We start from the raw sequence: 22,719 nt of genomic DNA, 5'->3' as shown, positions 1-22,719 counted from the left end.
GCCGGGGCGGGAGGTGCGACGGCACCGGGTCGGGGGCGCCCGGCGCGCCCGACGGGCGGCCCGGGACGGGGGCGCATAGCGTGCGACGGGAGAGACCCGACGGGCAGGAAGGCTTGGAGACGATGGCAGCGCACCCCGAAGGCACGCCCTGCTGGGCCGACGCGATGTTCCCCGACGTGGAGGCCGCGAAGGGCTTCTACGGCGAGCTGCTGGGCTGGACCTTCGACGAGGGCTCGCCCGAGTTCGGCGGCTACACGCAGGCGTTCTCCGACGGCAAGGCCGTCGCGGCCGTCGTGCCCCGGATGCCGGGAACGGGCGGACCGCCGGCCTGGAACCTCTACTTCGCCACGTCCGACGTGGCGTCCGCCGCCGAGAGGATCCGCGACAACGGCGGTGCGCTGCTGATGGATCCGATGCCGGTCGGCTCGTTCGGCACGATGGTCACCGCGGAGGAGCCCAGCGGTGTGTTCTTCAGCCTCTGGCAGCCGGACGCCCACACGGGGTTCGGGAAGACCGGTGAGCCCGGCTCGTACTGCTGGGCGGAGGTCACCACCAGGGACGTGGAGCGGGCGGACCACTTCTTCTGCTCGCTCTTCCCCTACGAGGCGAAGCGGATGCAACAGGACTCGGTCGACTTCACCCTGTGGCACCTCGGCGGTGAACCCGTCGCGGGCCGGCTGCGCATGACGGACGACTTCCCGCCCGACCTCCACCCGTACCTCAACGTCTACTTCGGCGTCGAGGACTGCGACGCGGCGATCGACACGGTCACCAGGCTGGGCGGCACGCTGCAGCGGGGGCCGCTGGACAGCCCCTACGGACGGTACGCGTCGGTCCGTGACCCGCAGGGCGCCGCGTTCTCCGTCATCGACGTCACCACGACCGCAGGCGAGATGCCCAGGTTCACCTGACCCCGGATCCGGAAGTGGCGGGCCCGGCGGGCGGGAGCGTCACGCTCCGGCCCACCACGGCGGTCACCAGAGGCGGCGGGCTCTGCTGCGCCCCCTGGTCCTGCGGCGGGTCGTTGACCCGGCGCAGACCTCCCTCTGCCGGCTCCTCCGCCTCGCCTCCCCGCACGTCCTCCCGGCCAGGGTCCCGCCCGCCGTCGGGGGCGACGCCGTGGCCGGCGCCGGAGCGGGCCCCCGGGTCACCGGTCGCGACGCCGGAGCCGCGGCCGGCGGGCGGTGCGGGGCACGGCTCGCGGACGCACCCGTGCTCCGTCGCGGGACCGTTGACCTCCTCCGCGTACGGGGCCGTCCGCCCCGTGCCGGACTGCTGCCGCGTGCCCATGGGCGAGGCGTCGGTCTGCCAGACCTGGGCGGGCGTTTCGTCGCGGACCTTGACCACCACGTTCGCCCCCGGCTCCGTGGACGCGGGCACCATGGCCAGCCGGTCGTTCCATCGCGGGATCACCTGGCCCTGGATGGTCAGGTCGTAGCGGACGTCCACCGCGTCGGGAGCGGTCCGGCTGGTGCAGCCGTCCAGGACAACGATGCCATCGAGTCCGTGGGAGTTGAGACAGAGCGCGGGGGCGGCCGAGCTGCGGAGCCGGCCGTCGCTCTCGTACACCCACTTCTGGGTGGCCGCGGAGGAGCACGCCGCCATGGTCACCTCCGTCCCGGCCTGCGGCGCGGGGGCGGTGATGTCGAGGCACAGTCCGGCCTCCGCGTTGCGCAGCCGGGTGGTCAGCGGGGCCCCCGGATGGTTGGCCGAGGTGGCCGTCGGGTCGGGCGCGGGGCTGGAGGGCCCGGGTGTGCCCGCCCCGGACGCGGGCGGAGCGGTGCCGGTGACGGCGCCGCTGGGGACGGACGGGCCGGCCTGCCTGTCGTCGTCCTGCCAGAGGGCCGACGCCAGGGTGATGACGAGCAGCCCGGTCACGGCCGCCGCGGCCCCCACGGTCAGCGCTCCGGGCGCGATGCCGACCGCCGCGATACGCCGGCCTTTCAGGGCGAGGCTCCGCAGCGTCCCGGGCCCTCCGCCACGTGAGTGCCGGCCGCTCCCCCTCGGGCCGCGGGGCCCGGGGCCTGCCGTGTCCTGCGCCGCCCCGGCCCTGCGCCGTCTCCCCGGCCTCGAGTCGAGATACGGCCCGGCCGCGCCGCCGAGCAGCGCCTCCCCGAGCAGCACACCGAGCCGCCCGCCCGACTGCCTCAGCTGCTCCGCGGCGAACCGGCAGTACGAGCATTCGGACAGATGCACCTGGATGTCGGGGATCAGGACCCCGCCCCGGCGCAGCGAGATGTCGAGCAGGCGGTTGTAGTGGCGGCACTCCGCGGTCGGCGCGTACTCCCGGTGGACCCGCACACACGCCTGCCTGAACTGCTCGCGGGCCTGCTCGAGCTGGGCGGAGGCGACACGTGGATCAAGCCCCGACAAACCCGCCGGTATGGATATTCCCTCGGCCTCGACCTCGGCGTGCCAGAGCAGAACCTGAGCGGTCATCGGCATTACATGGAAAGCCCGGGAGACCAACTGCCTGTTTTCCCCGGGGCCTTCCGGATTCATGAGCCCGGTCAGAACCGAGGCCACCGTCGGGTCGCCGGCCCACGCCTTGGCGATATGACGGACGGTCACCAGAAGATGGGGCCTCAGCGCACCGGCCGCCGCGTTGCGCGCCAGACTTTCCATCAACTGCGCGAAAGCCGCGGTGGTCAGCATCGAAGCGGTTTTGTTCGAGGTCGCACAAATTGAGGCGTAGTCGAACACGGGCTGCCAGTGCCGGGCGAGCAGCGTGGCCATCGGCTGGACTTCAAGACCCCCTCCACCGGCCTGCAGTGCGGCGGCGAGCTCCTCGTCGGAGATCCCGGGGGCGCGGCCGGGCTGCGAAGAAGGGGCGGTTCCGGGCGTGCGGGGATGTTGCATTGACGTCTTTCCATCCATGGCAATGCGGTGGGGGGTTGCTGTGTGGGACCGAAAGAAGTGCACCGATTGGTACATACCTTCGAGCGGGGCGGCTCGACGCTCTTTTGGAGTGGGCCACCGCAATGGAATTCGAACGGTTGATCTGAGCAGTGCTGTTCGGGTGTGAGAGGGCTCACCCTTACACAACTGGCCTACCGCTAACAAGAGTTCTGGAACCCCGACCATTCACAACGTGCCGGTCAAGACAACTTTCGGGCAGGGACACCGCTTTCTGGAACTTGAGTAAGTACAACAATGGAGAAGCATTCCGACGGCCGTGGTTGACGTAAGCGGCAATCACGTCCAGCGGCGGCGGCGACCGCTCCCCGGCTTACGGCGACCCGCACGCGCGGATCAGCCGCTCACACCCCGCGGTTGCCCGACCGCGTGTGGCGGCAAAAAGCGGGACCGCGGCAATTACCCTGCGAGAAACCGACCTGTATCGCAAAAGGAGCGTCCAGTGGCATCTCGCCTCAACCCGTACATCAGCTTCGCCGGCAACGCCCGTGAGGCCATGGAGTTCTACAAAAGCGTCCTCGGCGGAAACCTGCGGCTGAACACCTACGCCGACATCGGCGGCGAGACCTCGCCCGACGACGCCGACAAGATCATGCACGGGATGCTCGAGACCGAGCGCGGCTTCACGCTGATGGGAGCCGACACCCCGCCCGGGATGGAGCACAAGCCCGGCAACAACTTCTCGATCAGCCTGAGCGGCGAGGACGCCGGCGAACTCCGCGGCTACTGGGACAAGCTCTCCGCCGACGGCACGGTGAACGTTCCCCTCGAGAAGCAGATGTGGGGCGACACGTTCGGCATGTGCGTCGACCGCTTCGGCATCTCCTGGATGGTCAACATCAACGAGAGCCAGGGCTGACCTGGGGCTCTCCGCCCGGCGCGGGTGTGCGGCCGCCCCGGCCGCACACCACCCCGTAGCCTGGAACCGCCCAGACACCCGTCAGCGGAGTCGTCCGTGACCATCGTCCACCGCCTCGCCACCACGCCGGCAGCACCGACGCGTGGCGCGGAGCACGTCTGGTACGCGTCGTACGGCTCGAACATGGACACCGGCCGGCTGCGGTACTACCTCACCGGCGGCCGGCCCCCCGGCGCGGCGCGGACCTACCCGGGCTGCCGTGACCGGCGACCACCGGTGCGCTCCGCACCGGTCGAGTTCCCGGGGGCGCTGTACTTCGCGACCGAGTCGCCCGTATGGCAGGGCGGCCGGGCGTTCTACGACCCCGCCGCCGACGGCGTCGTCAGGGGCCGCGCCCACCTCGTCACCGTGCAGCAGTTCTCCGACATCGCCGCGCAGGAGATGTACGAGATCCCCGGCAAGGACCTCGACCTCGCCGCGGTGCTCACCGACGGCAGCGCCGCCCTCGGCCCCGGCCGGTACGAGACGCTGGTCCTCCTCGGCCACCTCGAGGACATCCCGGTCCTCACCTTCACCGCACCGTGGCGCCTGTCGGAAGTGGCCTGGAACAAGCCCTCGGCCCCGTATCTGCTGCACCTGGCCCACGGGCTGTGCGCCGACGGCACCTGGGAGCCGTCGGCCGTGGCCCGCTATCTGTCAGGGTGCCCGGGAGCGGCGGAAGCCTGGACACTGAGCGAGCTCACCACGCTGATCGAGGGGCTCGAGGGGCCGGGAGAGTGAACTCGCCGGAGGATTCGGAAGGGATGTCGCGCGCCTCACGAGGAGGAGAGACGTTTCCCCTTACCTTCCTTGGGTGGGGCGGGTGGGACTCGAACCCACGGCCGACGGATTATGAGTCCGCTGCTCTAACCGGCTGAGCTACCGCCCCTAACGGCGCGTCGCGCACATTTGTGCGCGCCGTCTGCCGCAGCATAGCCGGTCATACGATCTCCTGCCTCGCATGGTCGACAACGCTCGACCATGAGGACCCCGCTGCGCCCCGCGCGGTTCCGGATGTAGCCGGGAACACACCGAACGGACCGTCCGGGCTCCCGTACGCGCACATGAAAAAGGGCCCCGAGGGGCCCTCTTCCCATCTGCTCCCCCGGCTGGACTCGAACCAGCAACCCTCCGGTTAACAGCCGAATGCTCTGCCAATTGAGCTACAGGGGATCGCGCTCCCCCGACTGGACTCGAACCAGTAACCTGCCGGTTAACAGCCGGCTGCTCTGCCAATTGAGCTACAGGGGATTGCTGCGTGTGCACCGAACGTACCTACCCGGGGCGTCCCAGGGGGCGTGCGCTCGCTGCGACACATACATTAGCGCAACCAGGGGGGTGCTCCGCCAATCGGTATGGCGCCGGGTGATCACAGGTCCCGACGGGTAGGCGGGCAGCACCGACGCAACGGAAGGGTGTCACCCATGCGGTACAAGCTCACGTTCGTCGCGGGACTGGCCATCGGCTTCGTGCTCGGGACACGGGCCGGGCGCGAGCGCTACGAGCAGCTCAAGAAGTCCGCGCGACAGATCTCGCAGAACCCGGCGGTCCGCAACGCCGCCGAGTCCGCCGCCCACAACGGCCGCGAGGCGGCGGGCAAAGCCTTCCACGCGGTCAGCGACAAGGTCGGCGACCGGGTTCCCGACTCGGTGGCGGACCGGGTGCGGGCGCTCCGGGAGCGGGGCGGCGGCGCCGAGGACGACTGGGGAACGACCAACACCTGAGGCGGCCGGCCCGGCGCACGGCAGGCGTGACGCCGGACACCGTCCGCGTACGGCAGAATTCCGGACATGGGGATAGTCGCCGGGTTGGACAGTTCGTCTGGGTTCACGCGCATCGTCGTCTGCGACGCGGACACGGGAGCCGTGCTGCGTCAGGGGTGTGCGCCGCACCCCGTGGAACCCAAGGCCACCGACATCGATCCGCAGGCGTGGCTGCTCTCGCTCGGTGAGGCGGCCACCGGCGGCCTGCTCGAGGGCGTCCAGGCCATCGGGGTCTCCGCGCAGCAGCACGGCCTGATCACACTGGACGCCCACGGCGCTCCGGTGCGCCCGGCCATGCTCGGCAACGACAAGCGGGCGCAGGCCGCCGCCGCCGATCTCATCGACGCACTCGGCGGCCGGCAGGCCTGGGCGGAAGCGGTCGGTTCCGTGCCCCAGGCCGGGCAGCCGGTCGCGAAGCTCCGCTGGCTCGCCCGCGCGGAGCCGGACGCGGCACGTCGCGTCGCCGCCGTGATGCAGCCGCACGACTGGCTGGTGTGGCAACTGCTGGGCCGCCCGGCCCGCAGGACCACGGACCGCGGCGGCGCGTCCGGCACGGGCTACTGGTCGGCCGGCACGGGGGCGTACCGCTCCGATCTCGTCGAGCTGGCGCTCGGGCAGCAGTGCACGCTTCCCGAGGTGCTCGGCCCCGCGGAAGCCGCGGGCACCACTCCGGAAGGGCTGCTGATCTCGGCGGGCACCGGCGAGACGATGGCGGCGGCCTTCGGGCTCGGGGTGGCCGTCGGGGACGCGGTGGTGTCGCTGGGGGCGTCCGGTTCCGTGATGGCCGTGCACCACGAGGCGCTGCCCGACCCGAGCGGGACGATCACCTCCTTCGCCGACGCGACCGGGATGCATCTGCCGGTCGTGCACACCCTCAACGCCGTGCGGGCCCTGCGCGGCAGCGCCGAACTCCTGGGCGTCGCCGACCTCTCCGAGCTCTCGGCGCTGGCCCTGAAGTCGACGCCCGGCTCGTCCGGACTGGTGCTGCTGCCGTATCTGGAGGGCGAGCGGACACCGCAGCTGCCGCACACCGCGGGCACGCTGACCGGTCTGCGACGTGAGTCGATGAAGCCCGAGCACCTGGCTCGGGCCTCGTTCGAGGGCATGCTCTGCTCGCTGGCGGACGCGATGGACGTACTGCGCCGGCGGGGCGTGGAGGTGCGCCGGGTGTTCCTGCTGGGGGCGGCCGCCGAGCTGCCCGCCGTACAGGCGCTCGCACCGGCGATCTTCGGCGCGCAAGTCGTCGTGCCGCAGCCCGCCGACTACGCGGCCCTGGGCGCGGCCCGGCAGGCCGCGTGGGCGCTGGGCGCCGCGCAGGGGACGCTGTCCCCGCAGGCGCCGCCGGCCTGGCAGGGCGCCGCGGCGCAGGTGTTCGAGCCGGGCGAGGAGCTGGCAGTGGGCCAGGCAGTACGTCAGCAGTACGGCGCGACGCGCGACCAGATCCATCCCGGGGCCTTCGACGCCACACCGTGACGCGCGGTCGTACGAGCTGTTCTTGACCGGCGCTTGGGGAAAACCCTTGTGGGTTCACCGACCCGGTGTCGGAAGATGGGGTGACCCCCGATCTTGCCGAGCCCGAGAGACAGCGCGTGCTGATACGACTGCTGCGGACCTATCTCCGTCCGTACAAGAGACCCATTGGCTTCCTGGTGGCGCTGCAACTGCTGCAGACCAGCGCCACCCTCTATCTGCCCACCCTGAACGCGGACATCATTGACAACGGTGTCGTCAAGGGCGACACCGGCTACATCCTGGCCCTCGGCGCCCTGATGATCGGCGTCAGCGTCGTCCAGGTGCTCTGCAACATCGGAGCCGTGTTCTACGGGGCGCGGACGGCGGCCGCGCTCGGCCGCGACGTCCGTGCCGACATCTTCGGCCGGGTGCAGAGCTTCTCCGCCCGTGAGGTCGGCCACTTCGGGGCGCCGTCGCTCATCACCCGCACCACCAACGACGTCCAGCAGGTCCAGATGCTGGTGCTGATGGCGTTCACGCTGATGGTGTCGGCGCCGATCATGTGCGTCGGCGGCATCGTGATGGCGCTCGGCCAGGACGTGCCGCTGTCGGCGGTGCTGCTCGCGGTCGTGCCGGTGCTCGGCATCTGCGTCTCCCTCATCGTGAAGAAGATGCGGCCGCTGTTCCGCACCATGCAGGAGCGGCTCGACACCGTGAACCGGGTGCTGCGTGAGCAGATCACCGGCAACCGCGTGATCCGGGCCTTCGTACGGGACGAGTACGAGAAGGGGCGCTTCCGCGAGGCGAACCAGGAGCTGACCGACGTTTCGATGTCCACCGGCCGGCTGATGGCGCTGATGTTCCCGACCGTGATGACGGTCGTGAACGTCTCCTCCGTCGCGGTCGTCTGGTTCGGCGCGCAGCGCATCGACAGCGGCGCCATACAGATCGGCGCGCTGACCGCGTTCCTCGCCTACCTGATGCAGATCGTGATGGCCGTGATGATGGCCACCTTCATGTTCATGATGGTGCCGCGCGCCGAGGTGTGCGCGGAGCGCATCCAGGAAGTACTGGACACCGACTCGAGCGTGGTGCCGCCGCTCGCTCCGGTGACCGAGCTGCGCGGCCGCGGTCAGCTGGAGGTACGGGGCGTCGACTTCCGCTACCCCGGGGCGGAGGAGTCGGTGCTGCGCGGCGTCGACCTGGTGGCACTCCCGGGCGAGACGACCGCGATCATCGGCTCCACCGGCAGCGGCAAGTCGACACTGCTCGGCCTGGTGCCACGGCTGTTCGACGTGACGGGCGGCGAGGTGCTCGTCGACGGGGTCGACGTACGGGAGCTCGAGCCGGCGCTGATGGCGAGGACCGTGAGCCTCGTACCCCAGAAGCCGTACCTCTTCTCCGGGACGGTGGCGACCAACCTCCGCTACGGCAAGCCCGACGCGAGCGACGAAGAACTGTGGCAGGCGCTCGAGACGGCGCAGGCCGCCGGCTTCGTACGCGGGCTGGAGGGCGGGCTCAACGCCCCCATCGCCCAGGGCGGCACGAACGTGTCCGGCGGGCAGCGCCAGCGGCTCGCGATCGCGAGGACGCTCGTCCAGCGGCCGGAGATCTATCTTTTCGACGATTCGTTCTCGGCACTCGACTACGCCACGGACGCGGCGCTGCGCGAGGCGCTCGCTCGCGAGACGTCGGGCGCGACGGTCGTGATCGTCGCCCAGCGGGTGTCCACGATCCGCGACGCGGACCGGATCGTGGTCCTCGACGAGGGCAGGGTCGTGGGGACCGGCAGCCATCACGAGCTGATGGAGAGCAATGAGACGTACCGAGAGATCGTGCTCTCGCAGCTGACGGAGGCTGAGGCCGCATGAGCGGGCCGGGTGGACGCATGATGACGGGTCCCGTCGAGCGATCGATGGACTTCAAGGGCTCGGGCAAGCGACTGCTGCGGCAGCTCGCGCCCGAGCGGGCGACGCTGTGGGTGATGCTCGCGGCCGGTGTGCTGAGTGTCGCCTTCGCGGTGGTCGGGCCGAAGATCCTCGGCCGGGCGACCGACCTGATCTTCGCCGGGATCGTCGGCCGGCAGATGCCGGAGGGCACCTCCAAGGAGCAGGCGCTGGAGGGCATGCGGCAAAGCGGCGACGACGGCCTCGCGGACATGCTCTCCGGTGTGGACTTCGTCCCCGGCGAGGGCATCGACTTCAACGCCGTCGGCGAGGTACTGCTGCTGGCACTGGCCGTGTTCGTGGCCGCCGGACTGACGATGCTGGTGGCGACGCGACTGTCGATCACGGTCATCAACCGCACCGTGTACCGGATGCGCGAGGACGTGCAGACGAAGCTGTCGCGGCTGCCGCTGTCGTACTTCGACAAGGCCAAGCGCGGCGAGGTCCTCAGCCGGGCCACCAACGACATCGACAACATCTCGCAGACCCTGCAGCAGACGATGGGGCAGATGATCAACTCCCTGCTCACCATCGTCGGTGTGCTGGCGATGATGTTCTGGATCTCACCGCTGCTGGCGCTGGTCGCGCTGGTGACGGTGCCCGTGTCCGTCTTCGTGGCGGCGAAGGTCGGCAAGCGGTCGCAGCCGCAGTTCGTGGCGCAGTGGAAGTCGACCGGCGCGCTCAACGCCCATATCGAGGAGATGTACACCGGCCACTCGCTGGTGAAGGTCTTCGGCCGCCAGGAGGAGTCGGCGCGGGACTTCGCCGAGCAGAACGAGGCGCTGTACGAGGCCGGGTTCAAGGCGCAGTTCAACAGCGGCATGATGCAGCCGCTGATGTTCTTCATCTCCAACCTGAACTATGTGCTGGTGGCGGTCGTCGGCGGTCTGCGGGTCGCGTCAGGCTCACTGTCGATCGGTGACGTGCAGGCGTTCATCCAGTACTCGCGGCAGTTCTCGATGCCGCTGACCCAGGTCGCCTCGATGGCGAACCTGGTCCAGTCGGGCGTCGCGTCCGCCGAGCGGATCTTCGAGCTGCTGGACGCCGAGGAGCAGGAGACGGATGCCCCGTCCGCGGAGCGGCTCGAGCGGCCCCGCGGCCAGGTCTCGCTGGAGAAGGTCTCGTTCCGCTACGACCCCGACAAGCCGCTCATCGAGGACCTGTCGCTCGCCGTCGAGCCGGGGCACACCGTCGCGATCGTCGGCCCGACCGGTGCGGGCAAGACCACGCTGGTCAATCTGCTGATGCGGTTCTACGAGGTGACCGGCGGGCGGATCGCGCTCGACGGCGTCGACATCGCCAAGATGTCCCGTGAGGACCTGCGTTCCGGGATAGGCATGGTGCTCCAGGACACCTGGCTGTTCGGGGGCACGATCGCGGAGAACATCGCGTACGGAGCCTCCCGGGAGGTCACTCGCGAGGAGATCGAGGAGGCGGCGCGGGCCGCGCACGCCGACCGGTTCGTCCGCACGCTGCCCGACGGCTACGACACCGTCATCGACGACGAGGGTTCGGGCGTCAGCGCGGGCGAGAAGCAGCTGATCACCATCGCGCGGGCGTTCCTGTCCGATCCGGTGATCCTGGTGCTCGACGAGGCGACGAGCTCCGTCGACACCCGCACGGAGGTGCTGATCCAGAAGGCGATGGCGCGTCTCGCGCACGGGCGGACGAGCTTCGTGATCGCGCACCGGCTCTCGACCATCCGGGACGCGGACGTGATCCTGGTGATGGAGGACGGGTCAATCGTCGAACAGGGCACGCACGAGGAGCTGTTGGCGGCGGACGGGGCGTATGCGCGGCTGTATTCGGCGCAGTTCGCGCAGGCGGTGGTCGAGGTGGAGTGACGTGAGGGTCCGGGGGCTCCTCCCCCTACGCCTGGCGGCGTGGGGGGACCCCCACCGGACCCCCGCGCCTCAATCGCCGGCGGGGCTGACAAAGTCAGTCCGCCTGGGGGCACCTCCCACGGCCGCCAGGCCGTAGGGGGAGTTTGAGGGCACCGCGCGAAGCGCGGTACGGGTCCGGGCGGAGCCCGCCACGCGGCGGAGCCGCACATCGGTACAGCGGGAAGGGGCGGGTCGGGGACAGGCCCGCCGCAGGCGCGACCAACGCGACCGGTTCGCAGGCGCGGCGACGGCAGGGACCGGGCGACGCCGGAACGGGCGACGCGGGCCGGTAAGCCGGGCCGGGCGGCAGGGCCGGTCAGTCGAGGTAGCCGCGGAGTTGGTCCGCGAACGCGTGGTCGCGGAGCTTGTTGAGCGTCTTCGACTCGATCTGGCGGATGCGTTCGCGGGTCACGCCGAACAGGCGGCCGATCTCCTCGAGCGTGCGGGGGCGGCCGTCGTCGAGGCCGTAGCGCAGCTGGACCACCTTGCGTTCGCGCTCGCCCAGCGTGGACAGCACCGCGTCCAGGTGTTCGCGCAGCAGCAGGAACGCGGCGGACTCGACCGGGGACGCCGCGTCGCCGTCCTCGATGAGGTCGCCGAGGGCGACGTCGTCCTCCTCGCCCACCGGGGCGTGCAGGGACACCGGCTCCTGTGCCAGCCTCAGCACCTCGCTGACCCGCTCAGAGGTCAGTTCGAGGTGCGTGGCGACCTCTTCCGGGGTGGGCTCGTAGCCCCGCTCCTGGAGCATCCGGCGCTGGACCCGGACCACCCGGTTGATCAGTTCGACGACATGGACGGGCACCCGGATGGTGCGGGCCTGGTCGGCGAGGGCGCGGGACATGGCCTGGCGGATCCACCAGGTCGCGTACGTGGAGAACTTGTAGCCGCGGGCGTAGTCGAACTTCTCCACCGCCCTGATCAGGCCGAGATTCCCCTCCTGGACGAGGTCGAGCATGGTCAGGCCGCGGCCGACGTACCGTTTGGCGACGGAGACGACGAGGCGGAGGTTCGCCTCGATGAGACGCCGTTTGGCCATCCGTCCCATGACGACGAGCCGGTCGAGGTCGACGGCCAGCTGCGAGTCCGGGTCCGGGGTGTTCGCCAGCTTCTCCTCCGCGAAGAGACCGGCCTCGACCCGGCGGGCGAGCTCGACCTCCTCGGCGGCGGTCAGCAGCGGGATGCGGCCGATCTCCCGCAGGTACTGGCGGAACAGGTCGGAGGACGGGCCGCCGGTGTCCGCGCCGCGCCCGGTGCGCCGCGGGGGCTCCGGAGGCTCGACGGCCTCCTCGATCAGACTGCCCGGCAGGGCGTCGGGGTGCCCGGCGGGCAGGCCCTGCGCGGGCACCTGCTCGACCGCGGTCGCGAGGACTGCCGCGACGGCGTCGGTATGGGTCTCGGTCAGGGTCTGGGTCTGCACGGGGCGACCTCCAGGGTGATCGCTGCCGGTCGGGGGTCGGGGGCAGCTCCGAGGGCTCAGGCACCGCCACCCAGTGTGGGGTACGACACATCACCGCCACGAGGGGCGTGCGGCGACTTTTTGAGACCCGTGCGTGACCGGCCGGTTACTCGGATGCCGGACGTCCGGCGCTTTGGCAGACTGCGCCGGTGAACAGGCTGTGCGAATACGAGACCCATGTGACGGTGCGCTGTACGGACGACGCGGCTCGCTCCGGGCTGGACTCGTGGGCGGGCGCCGCGGGGCTGAAGGTGACGCACATCGTGCTCGCCCGGGGCCGGATGGTGTCCCAGCCGATGCTGACCCTGCGGGGCACCGAGGATCTGGCCTCTCAACGGGCGGCGGCCGACCGGCTGGTGGCACGGCTGCGCGCCGGCGGTTTCGACCCGGTGCGGGTGAAGATCGAGACCACGCCGTGGTCACCGGAGGTCCGCACCGCGGACGGCGGCTACTTCGAGCACCATCTGAAGCTGCTGCTCGAGGAGGACTTCGACCGCGAGGCGCTGACGGACCTGGCGGTGCGCCACGGTGCGCATCTGTCGTGGAACGCGCGCCGGGTGGCGGCGGGGGGCCGGCACGAGCGCTTCGTGACGCAGCGCCGCCGCGGTGTTTCCGCGGAGCAGGCGGGCGCGGCATGTGACGCGCTGACAGCCGAGTTGGCCGCCGAGGGGTTCGAAGTCCTCGGCGAAGAGCGGGAGTTCGTGCTGTACGACAGCGACCTGTCGGTGGACGACGGTTGGATCGACGAGGGGGCGGAACGATGAACGCGAACTGGGAGCCGACGATTCCGGGCGGTCCTGACGACCCGGCGGAGCCGAGGGAGGAACGCGTGCGGCGCCGGACGGAGCTGCCTCGCACGTTGCACGCGGGTGTGGGGCCCGGCGCGTCCAGGCACCGGCTGTTCGACCCCGCCCTGAAGCACTTCGACAGCGCGTACCGGCCCGCCGACTCCGTGGTGCCCGAAGAGCTGCGCCCCGCCTGGGGGGCGGCGCGACGACGCGCGCTGGAGAGCGTCGTCACCGCGGTCTCCCGTTCGGGGTGGGCCGGTTCGCTGGTGCTGCGCGGCAGCATGCTGCTCGCCGACCGGTTCGGGGACGCCGCGCGGGAGCCGAAGGACCTCGACTTCGTCGTCGTCCCTGCGGACTGGCGCATCGAGGAGGAGCGCACCACCACCATGCTCGACGACATCGCGGCGGCGGCGCAGCGCGCCACCGAGGAGCAGGCGGGCGGCCCGGTCATCGATGCGGCAGGCGCCGAGTCCGAGTACATCTGGACGTACGAGCGGGTGCCGGGCCGCCGCATGGTGCTGCCGTGGCAGGCACCCGGGCTGCCCGCCGGGCAGGTGCAGCTCGACTTCGTCTTCAACGAGAAGCTGCCCGTGGAGCCCGGCTCCGAGAAGGTGTGCGGCGTGCCGCTGCTGACGGCGACCCTCGAACTGTCGCTCGCCTGGAAGGTGGTGTGGCTGATCGACGACCTGTATCCGCAGGGCAAGGACCTGTACGACGCGGTGCTGCTGGCGGAACGGGGCCCGCTGGGGAACGCGCTCCTTCAGGAGGTGTTCCGGCTGTCGGGGAACGAGTGGCCTACCGGTGGGCAGGAGGAGCTCCGCCTGGAGGACCTCCGGGACTCCCTGCGGCACATGGACTGGAACCATTTCGCCCTGGACTATCCGCAGTTCGCCGACGGAAGGGACGAGTACGTCCGGCGGCTGCTGACCGCGCTGGCGCCCACGTTCGCCGCGTAGCGGCGCGGAGCGGCGCCTCGGGCGCCGGATGTGCGGCCGCTAGAGCGCGGCCGCGCCCTGGTTGCGCAGCGACTGCGCGTACTGCTGGAGCACCCACAGTTCGTTCGCCACCGCCGCGTACCGCTCCTGGTCGCCTCCTGCGCCGAGGCGGGCCATCGTGCCCTGGACCTCGCGGATGCGGCGGTCGACGGCGCGCAGACGGACCTGGACGAGCTGCATGCCCGCGTACACCTCGTCGACCGCGCGGGCGTGCACCGCTTCCACGGCGAGCTCGGTGACCAGGGCGCGCACCGTGTCGTCGGGGGCGGCTTCGCGGACGCGGGCCAGATAGCCGGAGGCGTCCCGGGTGCCCTGTTCGGCGCCGCCGGCCTCCTCGATGGTCCGGCGGACCGCGGCGTACGGCGGGGCGGTGAACTCGTCGACGCCGTACGCGTCGAAGGCCGGGGAGACCAGCTCGGGGTGCTGGAGGGCCAGTTTGAGCAGTTCACGCTCGGTGCGGTGGGCGGGGCTGCGCAGGTTGAGTGCCGGACCCGACGGCGCGGCCTGGGCAGGCGCGCCGGGCGCGGGATGCGATGCCCTGGAAGGGCCGCCCCTGCGCTCCCCCCGGTCACCGCCGCGGTCGCGGGCCCAGCGGGCGAGCTGGGCGACCCGCTTGACGACGAACTGGGTGTCGAGGATGCCGAGGATGCCGGCCAGTTGCACGGCCGACTCGTGCTGGATGGCGACGTTCTTGATGCCGGCCACGATCGGGGCGGCCTCGTCGAGGGCCGCCGCGCGGCCGGCGGGCGTCTCCAGGTTGTGGCGTCTCACCATCTGCCGGATCGCGAACTCGAAGAGCGGCGTGCGCGTCTCGACGAGCTTCTGCACCGACTCGTCGCCTTCCGCGAGCCGCAGCTCGCACGGGTCCATGCCGCCGGGTGTGATGGCGATCGACGTCTCGGCCGCGAACTTCTGGTCGTCCTCGAAGGCGCGCAGTGCCGCCTTCTGGCCGGCGGCGTCACCGTCGAAGGTGAAGATCACCTCGGCGGTGGCGTTGTCCATCAGCAGCCGCCGGAGGATCTTGATGTGGTCGCCGCCGAACGAGGTGCCACAGGTGGCGATGGCGGTGGTGACTCCGGCGAGGTGGCAGGCCATGACGTCGGTGTAGCCCTCGACGACGACGGCCGTGCTGGTGCGGGCGATCTCCTTCTTGGCGAGGTCGATGCCGTACAGCACCTGCGACTTCTTGTAGATCGCCGTCTCGGGCGTGTTCAGGTACTTCGGGCCGTTGTCGTCGTCGCGGAGCTTACGGGCGCCGAAGCCGACGACCTCCCCGGTGATGTCCCGGATCGGCCACATCAGCCGGCCGCGGAACCGGTCGATGGGACCGCGCCTGCCCTCCTGCGAAAGGCCGGAGAGGGTCAGCTCCTTGTCGCTGAACCCCTTGCCGCGCAGATAGCGGGTGAGGTGGTCCCAGCCGGCCGGGCTGTAGCCGACGCCGAAGTGCTGGGCGGCGGCCTGGTCGAAGCCCCGCTCCGCGAGGAACTTCCGGCCGATCTCGGCCTCGGGGCCGTCCAGCTGCTCCACGTAGAACTGTGCGGCGATCTTGTGGGCCTCGACCAGCCGGATCCGCTCGCCCCGCTGATGGGTGGGGTTGTACCCGCCCTCCTCGTAGCGCAGGGTGATGCCCGCCTGGGCGGCGAGGCGCTCGACCGTCTCGGAGAACGAGAGATGGTCGATCTTCATCACGAAGGCGATCGTGTCGCCGCCTTCCTGGCAGCCGAAGCAGTGGAAGAGACCCTTGCTCGGGCTGACCTGGAAGGAAGGAGACTTCTCGTCGTGGAAGGGGCACAGGCCCTTCAGGTTCCCCCCGCCTGCGTTGCGCAGCTGGAGGTACTCGGAAACGACGGCGTCGATCGGGACCGCGTCCCGGACCGCCTTCACGTCGTCATCGTTGATCCTGCCTGCCACGCGTGAATTCTACGGTGACGCGGCGACACTCCCGTCAGCCGGAGAGGTTCACGAGGTCGGTGAGCGGCACACCCGGATCGCCGAGCGTCTGCGGGTCCACCTGCGCCCGGCTCCGGATCAGCTGCTGGATCGGTGCGGTGACGTCCCACACATTGACGTTCATCCCGGCGAGCACCCGGCCGTCCTTGAGCCAGAAGGCGATGAACTCCCGCCTTCCGACGTCGCCGCGGAGCACGACCTGGTCGTACGAGCCGGGCGGCGCCCAGCCCGAATACTCCATGCCGACGTCGTACTGGTCCGAGAAGAAATACGGGACCCGGTCGTAGGTCACGTCCTGGCCGAGCATGGCCCGGGCGGCGGCCGGGCCGCCGTTCAGGGCGTTGGCCCAGTGCTCGACGCGCAGCCGGGTCCCGAGCAGCGGGTGCCGGGCGGCGGCGACGTCCCCCGCGGCGTAGATGTCGGGATCGGAGGTGCGCAGGCTCTCGTCGACGGCGATGCCGCCGCCCTCCGCCCGGTCGGCGAGGTCGAGGCCCGCCGCGTCGGCGAGCGCGGTGCGCGGGGCCGCGCCGATGGCGGCGAGGATCTCGTGCGCCGGGTGCTCCTCGCCGTCGTCGGTGCGGGCCGCGAGGACCATGCCGTCCTGCCCGATGATCTCGGTGAGACGGACGCCGAAGTGGAAACGGACGCCGCGCTCGCGGTGCAGTTCGGCGAATACCTGGCCGAGCTCGGGGCCGATGACCTGGTGCAGCGGGGTGGCCTCCGGCTCCACGACGGTCACCTCCGCACCGTAGCCGCGGGCCGCGGCGGCGACCTCGAGGCCGATCCAGCCGGCGCCGGCGATGATCAGGTGCCCGTTGTCGCGGCCGAGGGCGGCGAGCACATGGCGCAGCCGGTCGGCGTGGGCGAGGCGGCGCAGATGGTGGACGCCGGCCAGACCGGTGCCCGGGATGTCCAGCCGGCGGGGCTCGGCGCCGGTGGCGAGCAGCAGCTTGTCGTAGTGGACGACGGTTCCGTCGCCGAGGCGCACGGAGCGGGACTCGCGGTCGATGGACACGACGGTCTGGCCCAGGTGCAGCTCGATGTCGGCCCGGGCGTACCAGGCCGGATCGTGGACGAAGGCGCTGTCGCGTTCGTCCTTGCCGGTCAGATACGCCTTGGACAGCGGCGGACGTTCGTAGGGGCGGTCACGTTCGTCGCCGATGAGGATCACTCGCCCGGTGAACCCTTCGGCACGGAGGGTCTCGGCGGCCTTGGCCCCCGCCAGCCCACCGCCGACGATGACGAATGTCCGATGTGCGTCGACCACGTGATGCCTCCTCGTTGCTTCTCCGCAGCGCAGCCTTCAGCGAGCGTCCCGCACGGAGCGATATGGCGGAAGAGGGAGTGCCCTCCGGCGTGTCAAAAACGGACGAATCACTCGGTGCGTGGCACGGGTGCTCCCGGGGTCGTCGTGCCCTCCATCAGCGCCGGGCGGTGAGGCGGACGTGCAGCGTGCGGGCGGAGGCGTCCGTGAGGTTCGCGATCTGGTCGACGATCACACGCTTGCGCGCCCGGTCGTCCGCCGCGGCCTCGAACATGGCACGGAACTGCGGTTCCAGGCCCTCCGGCGCGCGGGCGGTGAGCGCCTGCGCCAGCTCGGCGAGCACCACGCGCTGGTCGGCGCGGAGAGCCTCCTGCTCGGCGCGCTGCATCACATAGCGGTCGGCCACCGCCTTCAGCACGGCACACTCGTTGCGCGTGGCACGGGGGACGACGAGCTCCGCCCCGTACCGGGTGAGCATGCCGCCGCCGTACGCCTGCCGGGTGGCGCCCTCTGCGGCGAGCGCGAACCGGCCGATGAGCTGGCTCGTGGCGTCCTTCAACCGGGCCTGGGCGACCGCGGACCCGTCGTACTGGTGCGGCCACCACGCCTGGTCGACCAGCCGGTCGAGTGCCTCGGACAACTCCTGAGGCTCGGTGTCGTGCGGCACGTACCGGCCGATCGCCACCGACCAGATGCCCGCGCGCTCGGTCTCCGACATGAGGCAGTCGGGGTCGATGTGCCCGGCGTGCAGGCCGTCCTCGAAGTCGTGCACCGAGTACGCGACGTCGTCGGACCAGTCCATCACCTGCGCCTCGAGGCACTTGCGGAACGCGGGGGCGCCGAGGCGGGCCCACTCGAAGACCGGCAGGTCGTCCTCGTACACACCGAACTTCCCGGAACCGGGATCGGTCGGATGACCGCCGCGCGGCCAGGGGTACTTGGTCGCCGCGTCGAGGGCGGCCCGGGTGAGATTCAGGCCCACGCTGACCGGCTCGCCCGTCTCCGGCGCGTGCACGAAACGCTTGGGCTCGATCCGCGTCAGCAGGCGGAGCGACTGGGCGTTGCCCTCGAAGCCGCCGCAGTCCTCCGCGAACTCGTTCAGCGCCTGCTCGCCGTTGTGGCCGAACGGCGGATGGCCCATGTCGTGGGCGAGGCACGCCGCTTCGACGAGATCGGGGTCGCAGCCGAGGGCGGCGCCCAGCTCCCGCCCGACCTGCGCGCACTCCAGCGAGTGCGTCAGCCGGGTGCGGGGGCTGGCGTCCCAGGCGAGGCTGCGGGTGCCGGGGGTGACGACCTGCGTCTTCCCGGCGAGGCGGCGCAGCGCGGAGGAGTGCAGCACGCGGGCGCGGTCGCGCTGGAAGGCGGTACGGCCGGGGCGCTTGTCGGGCTCGGCGGCCCAGCGTTCGACGGCCGCGGCGTCGTAGCCGTCGGGGGCGGTGCCGTTGCCCGTGCTGTGGCCCGGGGGTGTGCCTGTGCCTGTGGTGCTGGTGGTGCCGTCCATGCACCGAAGGTAACCGGAGCGGCCGACAGCCGGGCCCCGTCCGGCCCCACGGCGCCCTACGCGGCGGACAGTTCCAGCCGCCGCGCGGCGCGGGGCAGCGCTCGCGCCTGGTCGTAACGGTGCAGCAGCAGCCGGGCCAGAGCGGGATGCGTGCCGAGCGGCTCCGCCGCGATCCAGGGAGCGGCGGCGGCACTGCGGGTGGCGAACAGGCCGGGCGCGGCGAAGTAGGACGCCACGGCGATCCGGTGGCGGCCGCGCGCCGTCAGGGCTTTGACGGCCGCGGGCACGGTGGGCGCGAGCGCGGAGGCGTACGCGGGCACGACCGGCACGCCGCCGAGCCGCTCCCCCAGCATGTCCGCCATGCGCCGGGTGTCCGCCGCGGACTCGGGATCGCGGGAGCCCGCGGACGCCAGGACGACCCCGGCGCTGCGGCTCGAGCCGTCCTCCGCCCGCCAGCCCGCCTCCGCGAGCCGGGCCGCGAGCGCCTCCGCGAGGAGCGGGTGCGGCCCGAGCGGGCGCGCGATGCGGATGTCGCCGCCGGGTATCACGGCCGCGGCGCGCGGCAGGTCGTGCTTGACGTGATAGCCGCGGCTGAGCAGCAGCGGCACGAGGACGGTGGGCGCGCCGCCGAGCGACCGGAGGGTGTCGTCGAGGAGCGGCTCGTTCAGCTCGACGTGGCCGAGCCGTACGTCCAGGCCGGGGCGCAGTTCACGCACCAGCTCGAGAAGAGCGGTGACGGTGCTCAGCGCGCGGGGGTCGCGGCTGCCGTGGGCGACGGCGACGAGGGTGGGCCGATCGGTCGGGGGCATGCGGTGCGGGTTCCGTTCAGTCGGACGTGACTCAGCTGGGTGCCGAGCTGAGCGGTGATACGCGTGAGCAGCCCGACGGTGGTGTCGAACTGCGCGGCGGTGTCGACTGCGCTGTCGGCTGCGCTCGGGAGGGGCGGGGGCGGGGACTCACGAAGGTGTTCCGGCTCCGTCATGCACCGATGGTGGCGGGCGCAGGTTGCGGGGGTGTTGCGTGAGGGTGACGGGTCTTTTCACGGGCCTCACGGGGGCGCGGGCGGCGCGGGCGGCGCGGGCGGCGCGGGCGGCGCGGGCGGCGCGGGCGGCGCGTGGGCGTGGCCACCGGTAGGCGTGACCGCCGCGTGGGCGCGGCGCGGGGCCACCGGTAGGCGTGACCGCCGTGTGGGCGCGGCGCGGGGCCACCCCGTGGGCGCAGCGCTGCGTGGGCGCGGGGCCGCTCCTGCGAGCGCGGCCAACGCGTGGGCGCGGCGTGGGCGCGGGGCCGCTACTGCGGGCGCGACCAACGCGTGGGCGCGGCGTGGCGTGGGCCTGACCGCGACGCGGGGCCACCCCATGGGGCCACCCCGTGGGCGTGGCCACCGCGTGAGCGCGGCCACCCCGCCGGGCCTGACCGCTACGCGGCGCCGCTCCTGCGGTCCCCCTTCCGCCTGGCGGCCGTGGCGAGCCCCTCACTTCCCGAAGCCGGGCTCCGCCCGGACCCGCCACCGCGCTCCGCGCGGTGTTTCGGGGGCTCTGCCCCCGGGCCCCCGCGCCTCAAACTCCCCCTACGGCCTGGCGGCCGTGGGAGGTGCCCCCAGCGAGGCTGATTTCGCGCAGCGAAATCCAGCCCGCCCGGCGCTTGAGGGCACTCCGCGTCGGCGCTACCCCGCCAGCCAGACCCGCAGCGGACCCACCGGCACGCACCCCTGCCGAACCGCCGCCGACAGGTCGTCGCCCTGTTCGTAGCCGACCACCGGCACGCCCGGCCATGCGTCGGCCACCGCCGACAGGCAGCCCGCCCACGCCGCGTCGAGGTCGTCGTCGACGGCGAACAGGTTGGAGACGCCTGCCGCGTCCCCGGCCCGGCTCACCACCGCGCCGGCGGTCAGCCGGCCCTCCGCGCGGCCCGCGAGGAACGCGACCGACGGGTCGGACAGCAGTTCCGGGCGGAAGAGGTGCGCCAGACCGTCGCCGCCGTCCCAGGCGGCCGCCCATTCCGCCAGCTCGTCCGGGGTGTGGAGGCGGGACCATGCGACGCCGGCGGGAGCCGTCGGCGTGGGCAGGCCCGGCTCCCGGTGGATCCACTGGGCCTCGAAGAGGACGTGGAATCCGGCGCCGGACAGGTCCAGGGTCGCGAAACTGTCCTTGACCGAACAGCCGGGGCCGGTGGAGACGGCGCCCAGGACGTCGTCCGCCGTCGCGTCCTTGGCGAGTGTCACCGCGTCCGGGTACAGCAGGGGTGTGCGGCTCGCGCTGGTCCACGCGCGGGCGCCGAAGGCGCCGGAAAGGCCGTGTGCGCGGCACATCGCCTCGCACCACTCGGCGTTGTCGCGGGCGGCGGACGCGGCTCTCTTGTCGGTCATCGGGTGATCGTGTCAACAGACCGGCCCGTCCGGCCAACCATTTCCGCTCGGCCGGCGTCTGACTGTCCGTGAGAGGAACGAGAAGGCGACGTCTCGTCGCACAGGCCGTCATGCTGGGGTGCGTCCTCGGCCTGGCGCCCGCGACCTGGATGCACGCCGTGGCCGACAGCCGCGTCCGTACGGTCGCGGAGGCCCCGGCGCGGGACGTCGCCGTCGTCTTCGGCGCCGGTCTCTGGCAGGGCCGGCCCTCCCCCTATCTGGCGCACCGGCTCGACACCGCCGCCGAGCTGTACCGGACCGGCAAGGTCAAGGTCGTGCTGGTCACCGGTGACAACAGCCGGGTCGAGTACGACGAGCCCGACGCCATGCGCACGTATCTGACGGAGCGCGGTGTGCCCGACGACCGGATCGTCAGCGACTACGCCGGGTTCGACACCTGGGACTCGTGCGTGCGGGCGAAGGAGATCTTCGGGGTGGAGCGGGCGCTGCTGGTGAGCCAGGGCTTCCACATCCGCCGGGCGGTCGCGCTGTGCCGGTCCGCCGGGGTCGAGGCGTACGGCGTCGGTGTGGCGGAACCGCATGACGCGACCTGGTACTACGGCGGCGTGCGGGAGATGTTCGCGGCGGGCAAGGCGTCGCTGGATGCCGTGTTCCGGCCGGACCCGCGGTTCCTGGGGGCGCGCGAGCCCGGCGTGCGGGACGCGCTGGCGGCGGCGGGCTGACACGCCGGGAGGCACACGGCCGCGCACGCTCGCATCGAGGTCCCCGGCAGGGAAAAGTGAGCCGCATGACAAATGACGTGGCAACGCTGCTGACCCGGCACACCGAGGCCCTGGCTCTCTTCACCGACCGGGTGCACGCCGTACGGGACGACCAGTGGGACGATCCGACGCCGTGCACGGAGTGGTCGGTGCGCGATCTCGTCAACCACCTCACCGCCGAGCAGCTGTGGGTGCCGGACCTGGTGACGGACGGGGCGACGATCGAGGACATCGGCGACGCCTACGACGGTGACGTCCTCGGCGACCGGCCCCGCCAGGCCTGGGACGCCGCGGCGCGCGCCGCCCGTAAGGCGTTCTCCGACGAGGGGGCGCTGGAGCGGACGGTCCAGCTGTCGTACGGGGAGACCCCGGCGACCGCCTACTGCTCGCAGATGATCAGCGACGCGGTGGTGCACTCCTGGGACCTGTCACGGGCGATCGGCGCGGAGGAGCGGCTTCCGGACGCGCTGGTGGCCTTCACCCTGGAGGAGGTCGCCCCGTACGCGTCGGAGCTGTCGAAATCCGGCCTCTTCGCCGCGCCGATCGAGCCGCCGCCGGGCGACGACCCGCAGACCCGGCTGCTGGCGATGCTCGGCCGCCGCGCCTGAGCCGCCGTGGCCCCGGACAGGACGGGGCCGCCGCGCCTGAGCCGCCGTGGCCTTGGACAGGACGGCCGGGACCGCGGGGAGGCCCGCTCCGACGCCCCCCGGCACGACGTCCCGGGGCCCCGGGACGGGCCCACCGCTCACGGTCGGTCCTCACTCCGCCGTGAGCTCGC

General features: G+C 71.9%; 18 protein-coding genes and 3 tRNA genes. 11 read left to right on the top strand and 10 right to left on the bottom strand.

The genetic code is table 11. The features are described from left to right. Positions 1 to 122: 122 nt before the first annotated feature. On the top strand, positions 123 to 911 hold the full coding sequence (locus AB0K36_RS10845; RefSeq protein WP_364591303.1) for a VOC family protein: 789 nt from the start codon (positions 123 to 125) through the stop codon (positions 909 to 911). Here the strand turns inward: AB0K36_RS10845 and AB0K36_RS10840 are convergent. Next, entirely contained in the window at positions 904 to 2,859 is a 1,956-nt protein-coding gene (locus tag AB0K36_RS10840) for a ricin-type beta-trefoil lectin domain protein (protein ID WP_364591301.1), read from the bottom strand. The two genes, AB0K36_RS10845 and AB0K36_RS10840, sit on opposite strands and share 8 nt — an antisense overlap. Positions 2,860 to 3,358: 499 nt before the next feature. On the opposite strand from AB0K36_RS10840, the gene AB0K36_RS10835 reads away from it, so the two are divergent. Beyond that, entirely contained in the window at positions 3,359 to 3,775 is a 417-nt protein-coding gene (locus tag AB0K36_RS10835) for a VOC family protein (RefSeq protein ID WP_364591298.1), read from the top strand. 96 nt (positions 3,776 to 3,871) lie between these two features. Next, positions 3,872 to 4,555, top strand: a complete 684-nt coding sequence (locus tag AB0K36_RS10830) for a histone deacetylase (RefSeq protein ID WP_364591295.1) — start codon at positions 3,872 to 3,874, stop codon at positions 4,553 to 4,555. Positions 4,556 to 4,629: 74 nt separating this feature from the next. Here the strand turns inward: AB0K36_RS10830 and AB0K36_RS10825 are convergent. From AB0K36_RS10825 to AB0K36_RS10815, 3 genes are all read right to left on the bottom strand, one after another. Next, positions 4,630 to 4,703 (bottom strand) — tRNA-Ile (locus AB0K36_RS10825). A 211-nt stretch (positions 4,704 to 4,914) separates the two neighbouring features. Beyond that, positions 4,915 to 4,987, bottom strand: a tRNA-Asn gene (locus AB0K36_RS10820). A gap of 5 nt (positions 4,988 to 4,992) precedes the next feature. Continuing rightward, positions 4,993 to 5,065, bottom strand: a tRNA-Asn gene (locus AB0K36_RS10815). A 173-nt stretch (positions 5,066 to 5,238) separates the two neighbouring features. On the opposite strand from AB0K36_RS10815, the gene AB0K36_RS10810 reads away from it, so the two are divergent. The 4 genes from AB0K36_RS10810 (at position 5,239) to AB0K36_RS10795 (ending at position 10,819) form a co-directional block, all read left to right on the top strand. Then, positions 5,239 to 5,538, top strand: coding sequence for a YtxH domain-containing protein (locus AB0K36_RS10810; protein ID WP_364591292.1), 300 nt, complete (start codon positions 5,239 to 5,241; stop codon positions 5,536 to 5,538). A gap of 66 nt (positions 5,539 to 5,604) precedes the next feature. Next, a complete protein-coding gene (locus AB0K36_RS10805) occupies positions 5,605 to 7,050 on the top strand; it encodes an FGGY family carbohydrate kinase (RefSeq protein ID WP_364591289.1) in 1,446 nt (481 codons plus the stop codon). 116 nt (positions 7,051 to 7,166) lie between these two features. Next, positions 7,167 to 8,900, top strand: a complete 1,734-nt coding sequence (locus AB0K36_RS10800) for an ABC transporter ATP-binding protein (RefSeq protein WP_364591286.1) — start codon at positions 7,167 to 7,169, stop codon at positions 8,898 to 8,900. Then, positions 8,897 to 10,819 carry an ABC transporter ATP-binding protein gene (locus tag AB0K36_RS10795; RefSeq protein WP_364591283.1) on the top strand — a complete coding sequence of 641 codons (1,923 nt, stop codon included), beginning with the start codon at positions 8,897 to 8,899 and terminating at the stop codon, positions 10,817 to 10,819. The genes AB0K36_RS10800 and AB0K36_RS10795 overlap by 4 nt, the downstream gene beginning before the upstream one ends. 355 nt (positions 10,820 to 11,174) lie before the next feature. On the opposite strand, the gene AB0K36_RS10790 is transcribed toward AB0K36_RS10795, so the two are convergent. Further along, positions 11,175 to 12,275, bottom strand: coding sequence for an RNA polymerase sigma factor (locus AB0K36_RS10790; protein WP_189468087.1), 1,101 nt, complete (start codon positions 12,273 to 12,275; stop codon positions 11,175 to 11,177). 188 nt (positions 12,276 to 12,463) lie between these two features. Between AB0K36_RS10790 and AB0K36_RS10785 the strand changes: the two genes are divergently transcribed. Together AB0K36_RS10785 and AB0K36_RS10780 are read left to right on the top strand one after the other, a co-directional pair. Further along, the gene (locus AB0K36_RS10785; RefSeq protein WP_364591280.1) at positions 12,464 to 13,078 is read left to right on the top strand and encodes a hypothetical protein; all 615 of its coding nucleotides are present in this window, start codon (positions 12,464 to 12,466) and stop codon (positions 13,076 to 13,078) included. Continuing rightward, complete coding sequence (locus tag AB0K36_RS10780; protein ID WP_364591277.1) at positions 13,075 to 14,058, top strand: nucleotidyl transferase AbiEii/AbiGii toxin family protein; 984 nt, start codon at positions 13,075 to 13,077, stop codon at positions 14,056 to 14,058. Before AB0K36_RS10785 ends, AB0K36_RS10780 begins: the two co-directional genes overlap by 4 nt. 39 nt (positions 14,059 to 14,097) lie before the next feature. Here the strand turns inward: AB0K36_RS10780 and dnaG are convergent, their stop codons facing one another. From dnaG to AB0K36_RS10755, 5 genes are all read right to left on the bottom strand, one after another. Continuing rightward, positions 14,098 to 16,008: a DNA primase gene (dnaG, locus tag AB0K36_RS10775; RefSeq protein ID WP_364591274.1), complete on the bottom strand. Its 1,911-nt coding sequence runs from the start codon at positions 16,006 to 16,008 to the stop codon at positions 14,098 to 14,100. Between the two features lie 34 nt (positions 16,009 to 16,042). Next, on the bottom strand, positions 16,043 to 17,314 hold the full coding sequence (locus tag AB0K36_RS10770; protein WP_364591271.1) for an NAD(P)/FAD-dependent oxidoreductase: 1,272 nt from the start codon (positions 17,312 to 17,314) through the stop codon (positions 16,043 to 16,045). Between the two features lie 154 nt (positions 17,315 to 17,468). Beyond that, entirely contained in the window at positions 17,469 to 18,812 is a 1,344-nt protein-coding gene (locus tag AB0K36_RS10765) for a deoxyguanosinetriphosphate triphosphohydrolase (protein WP_364591268.1), read from the bottom strand. Positions 18,813 to 18,868: 56 nt separating this feature from the next. Further along, complete coding sequence (locus tag AB0K36_RS10760) at positions 18,869 to 19,621, bottom strand: sirohydrochlorin chelatase (RefSeq protein WP_364591265.1); 753 nt, start codon at positions 19,619 to 19,621, stop codon at positions 18,869 to 18,871. A gap of 857 nt (positions 19,622 to 20,478) precedes the next feature. Then, entirely contained in the window at positions 20,479 to 21,180 is a 702-nt protein-coding gene (locus AB0K36_RS10755; RefSeq protein ID WP_364591262.1) for a hypothetical protein, read from the bottom strand. Between the two features lie 110 nt (positions 21,181 to 21,290). Here AB0K36_RS10755 and AB0K36_RS10750 point away from each other — a divergent pair, with 110 nt between their 5' ends. Together AB0K36_RS10750 and AB0K36_RS10745 are read left to right on the top strand one after the other, a co-directional pair. Further along, positions 21,291 to 21,902 carry a SanA/YdcF family protein gene (locus tag AB0K36_RS10750; protein WP_364591436.1) on the top strand — a complete coding sequence of 204 codons (612 nt, stop codon included), beginning with the start codon at positions 21,291 to 21,293 and terminating at the stop codon, positions 21,900 to 21,902. Positions 21,903 to 21,967: 65 nt separating this feature from the next. Then, complete coding sequence (locus tag AB0K36_RS10745; RefSeq protein WP_364591259.1) at positions 21,968 to 22,549, top strand: TIGR03086 family metal-binding protein; 582 nt, start codon at positions 21,968 to 21,970, stop codon at positions 22,547 to 22,549. The last annotated feature ends 170 nt before the right edge of the window (positions 22,550 to 22,719 follow it).

Origin of the sequence: Streptomyces kurssanovii (genome assembly GCF_040677245.1) — a bacterium.
In the GTDB taxonomy this organism is placed as follows: Bacteria; Actinomycetota; Actinomycetes; order Streptomycetales; family Streptomycetaceae; genus Streptomyces; species Streptomyces kurssanovii.
Note: the sequence above shows the minus strand (reverse complement) of the source record. Positions and strands in the feature narration are given on the sequence as shown.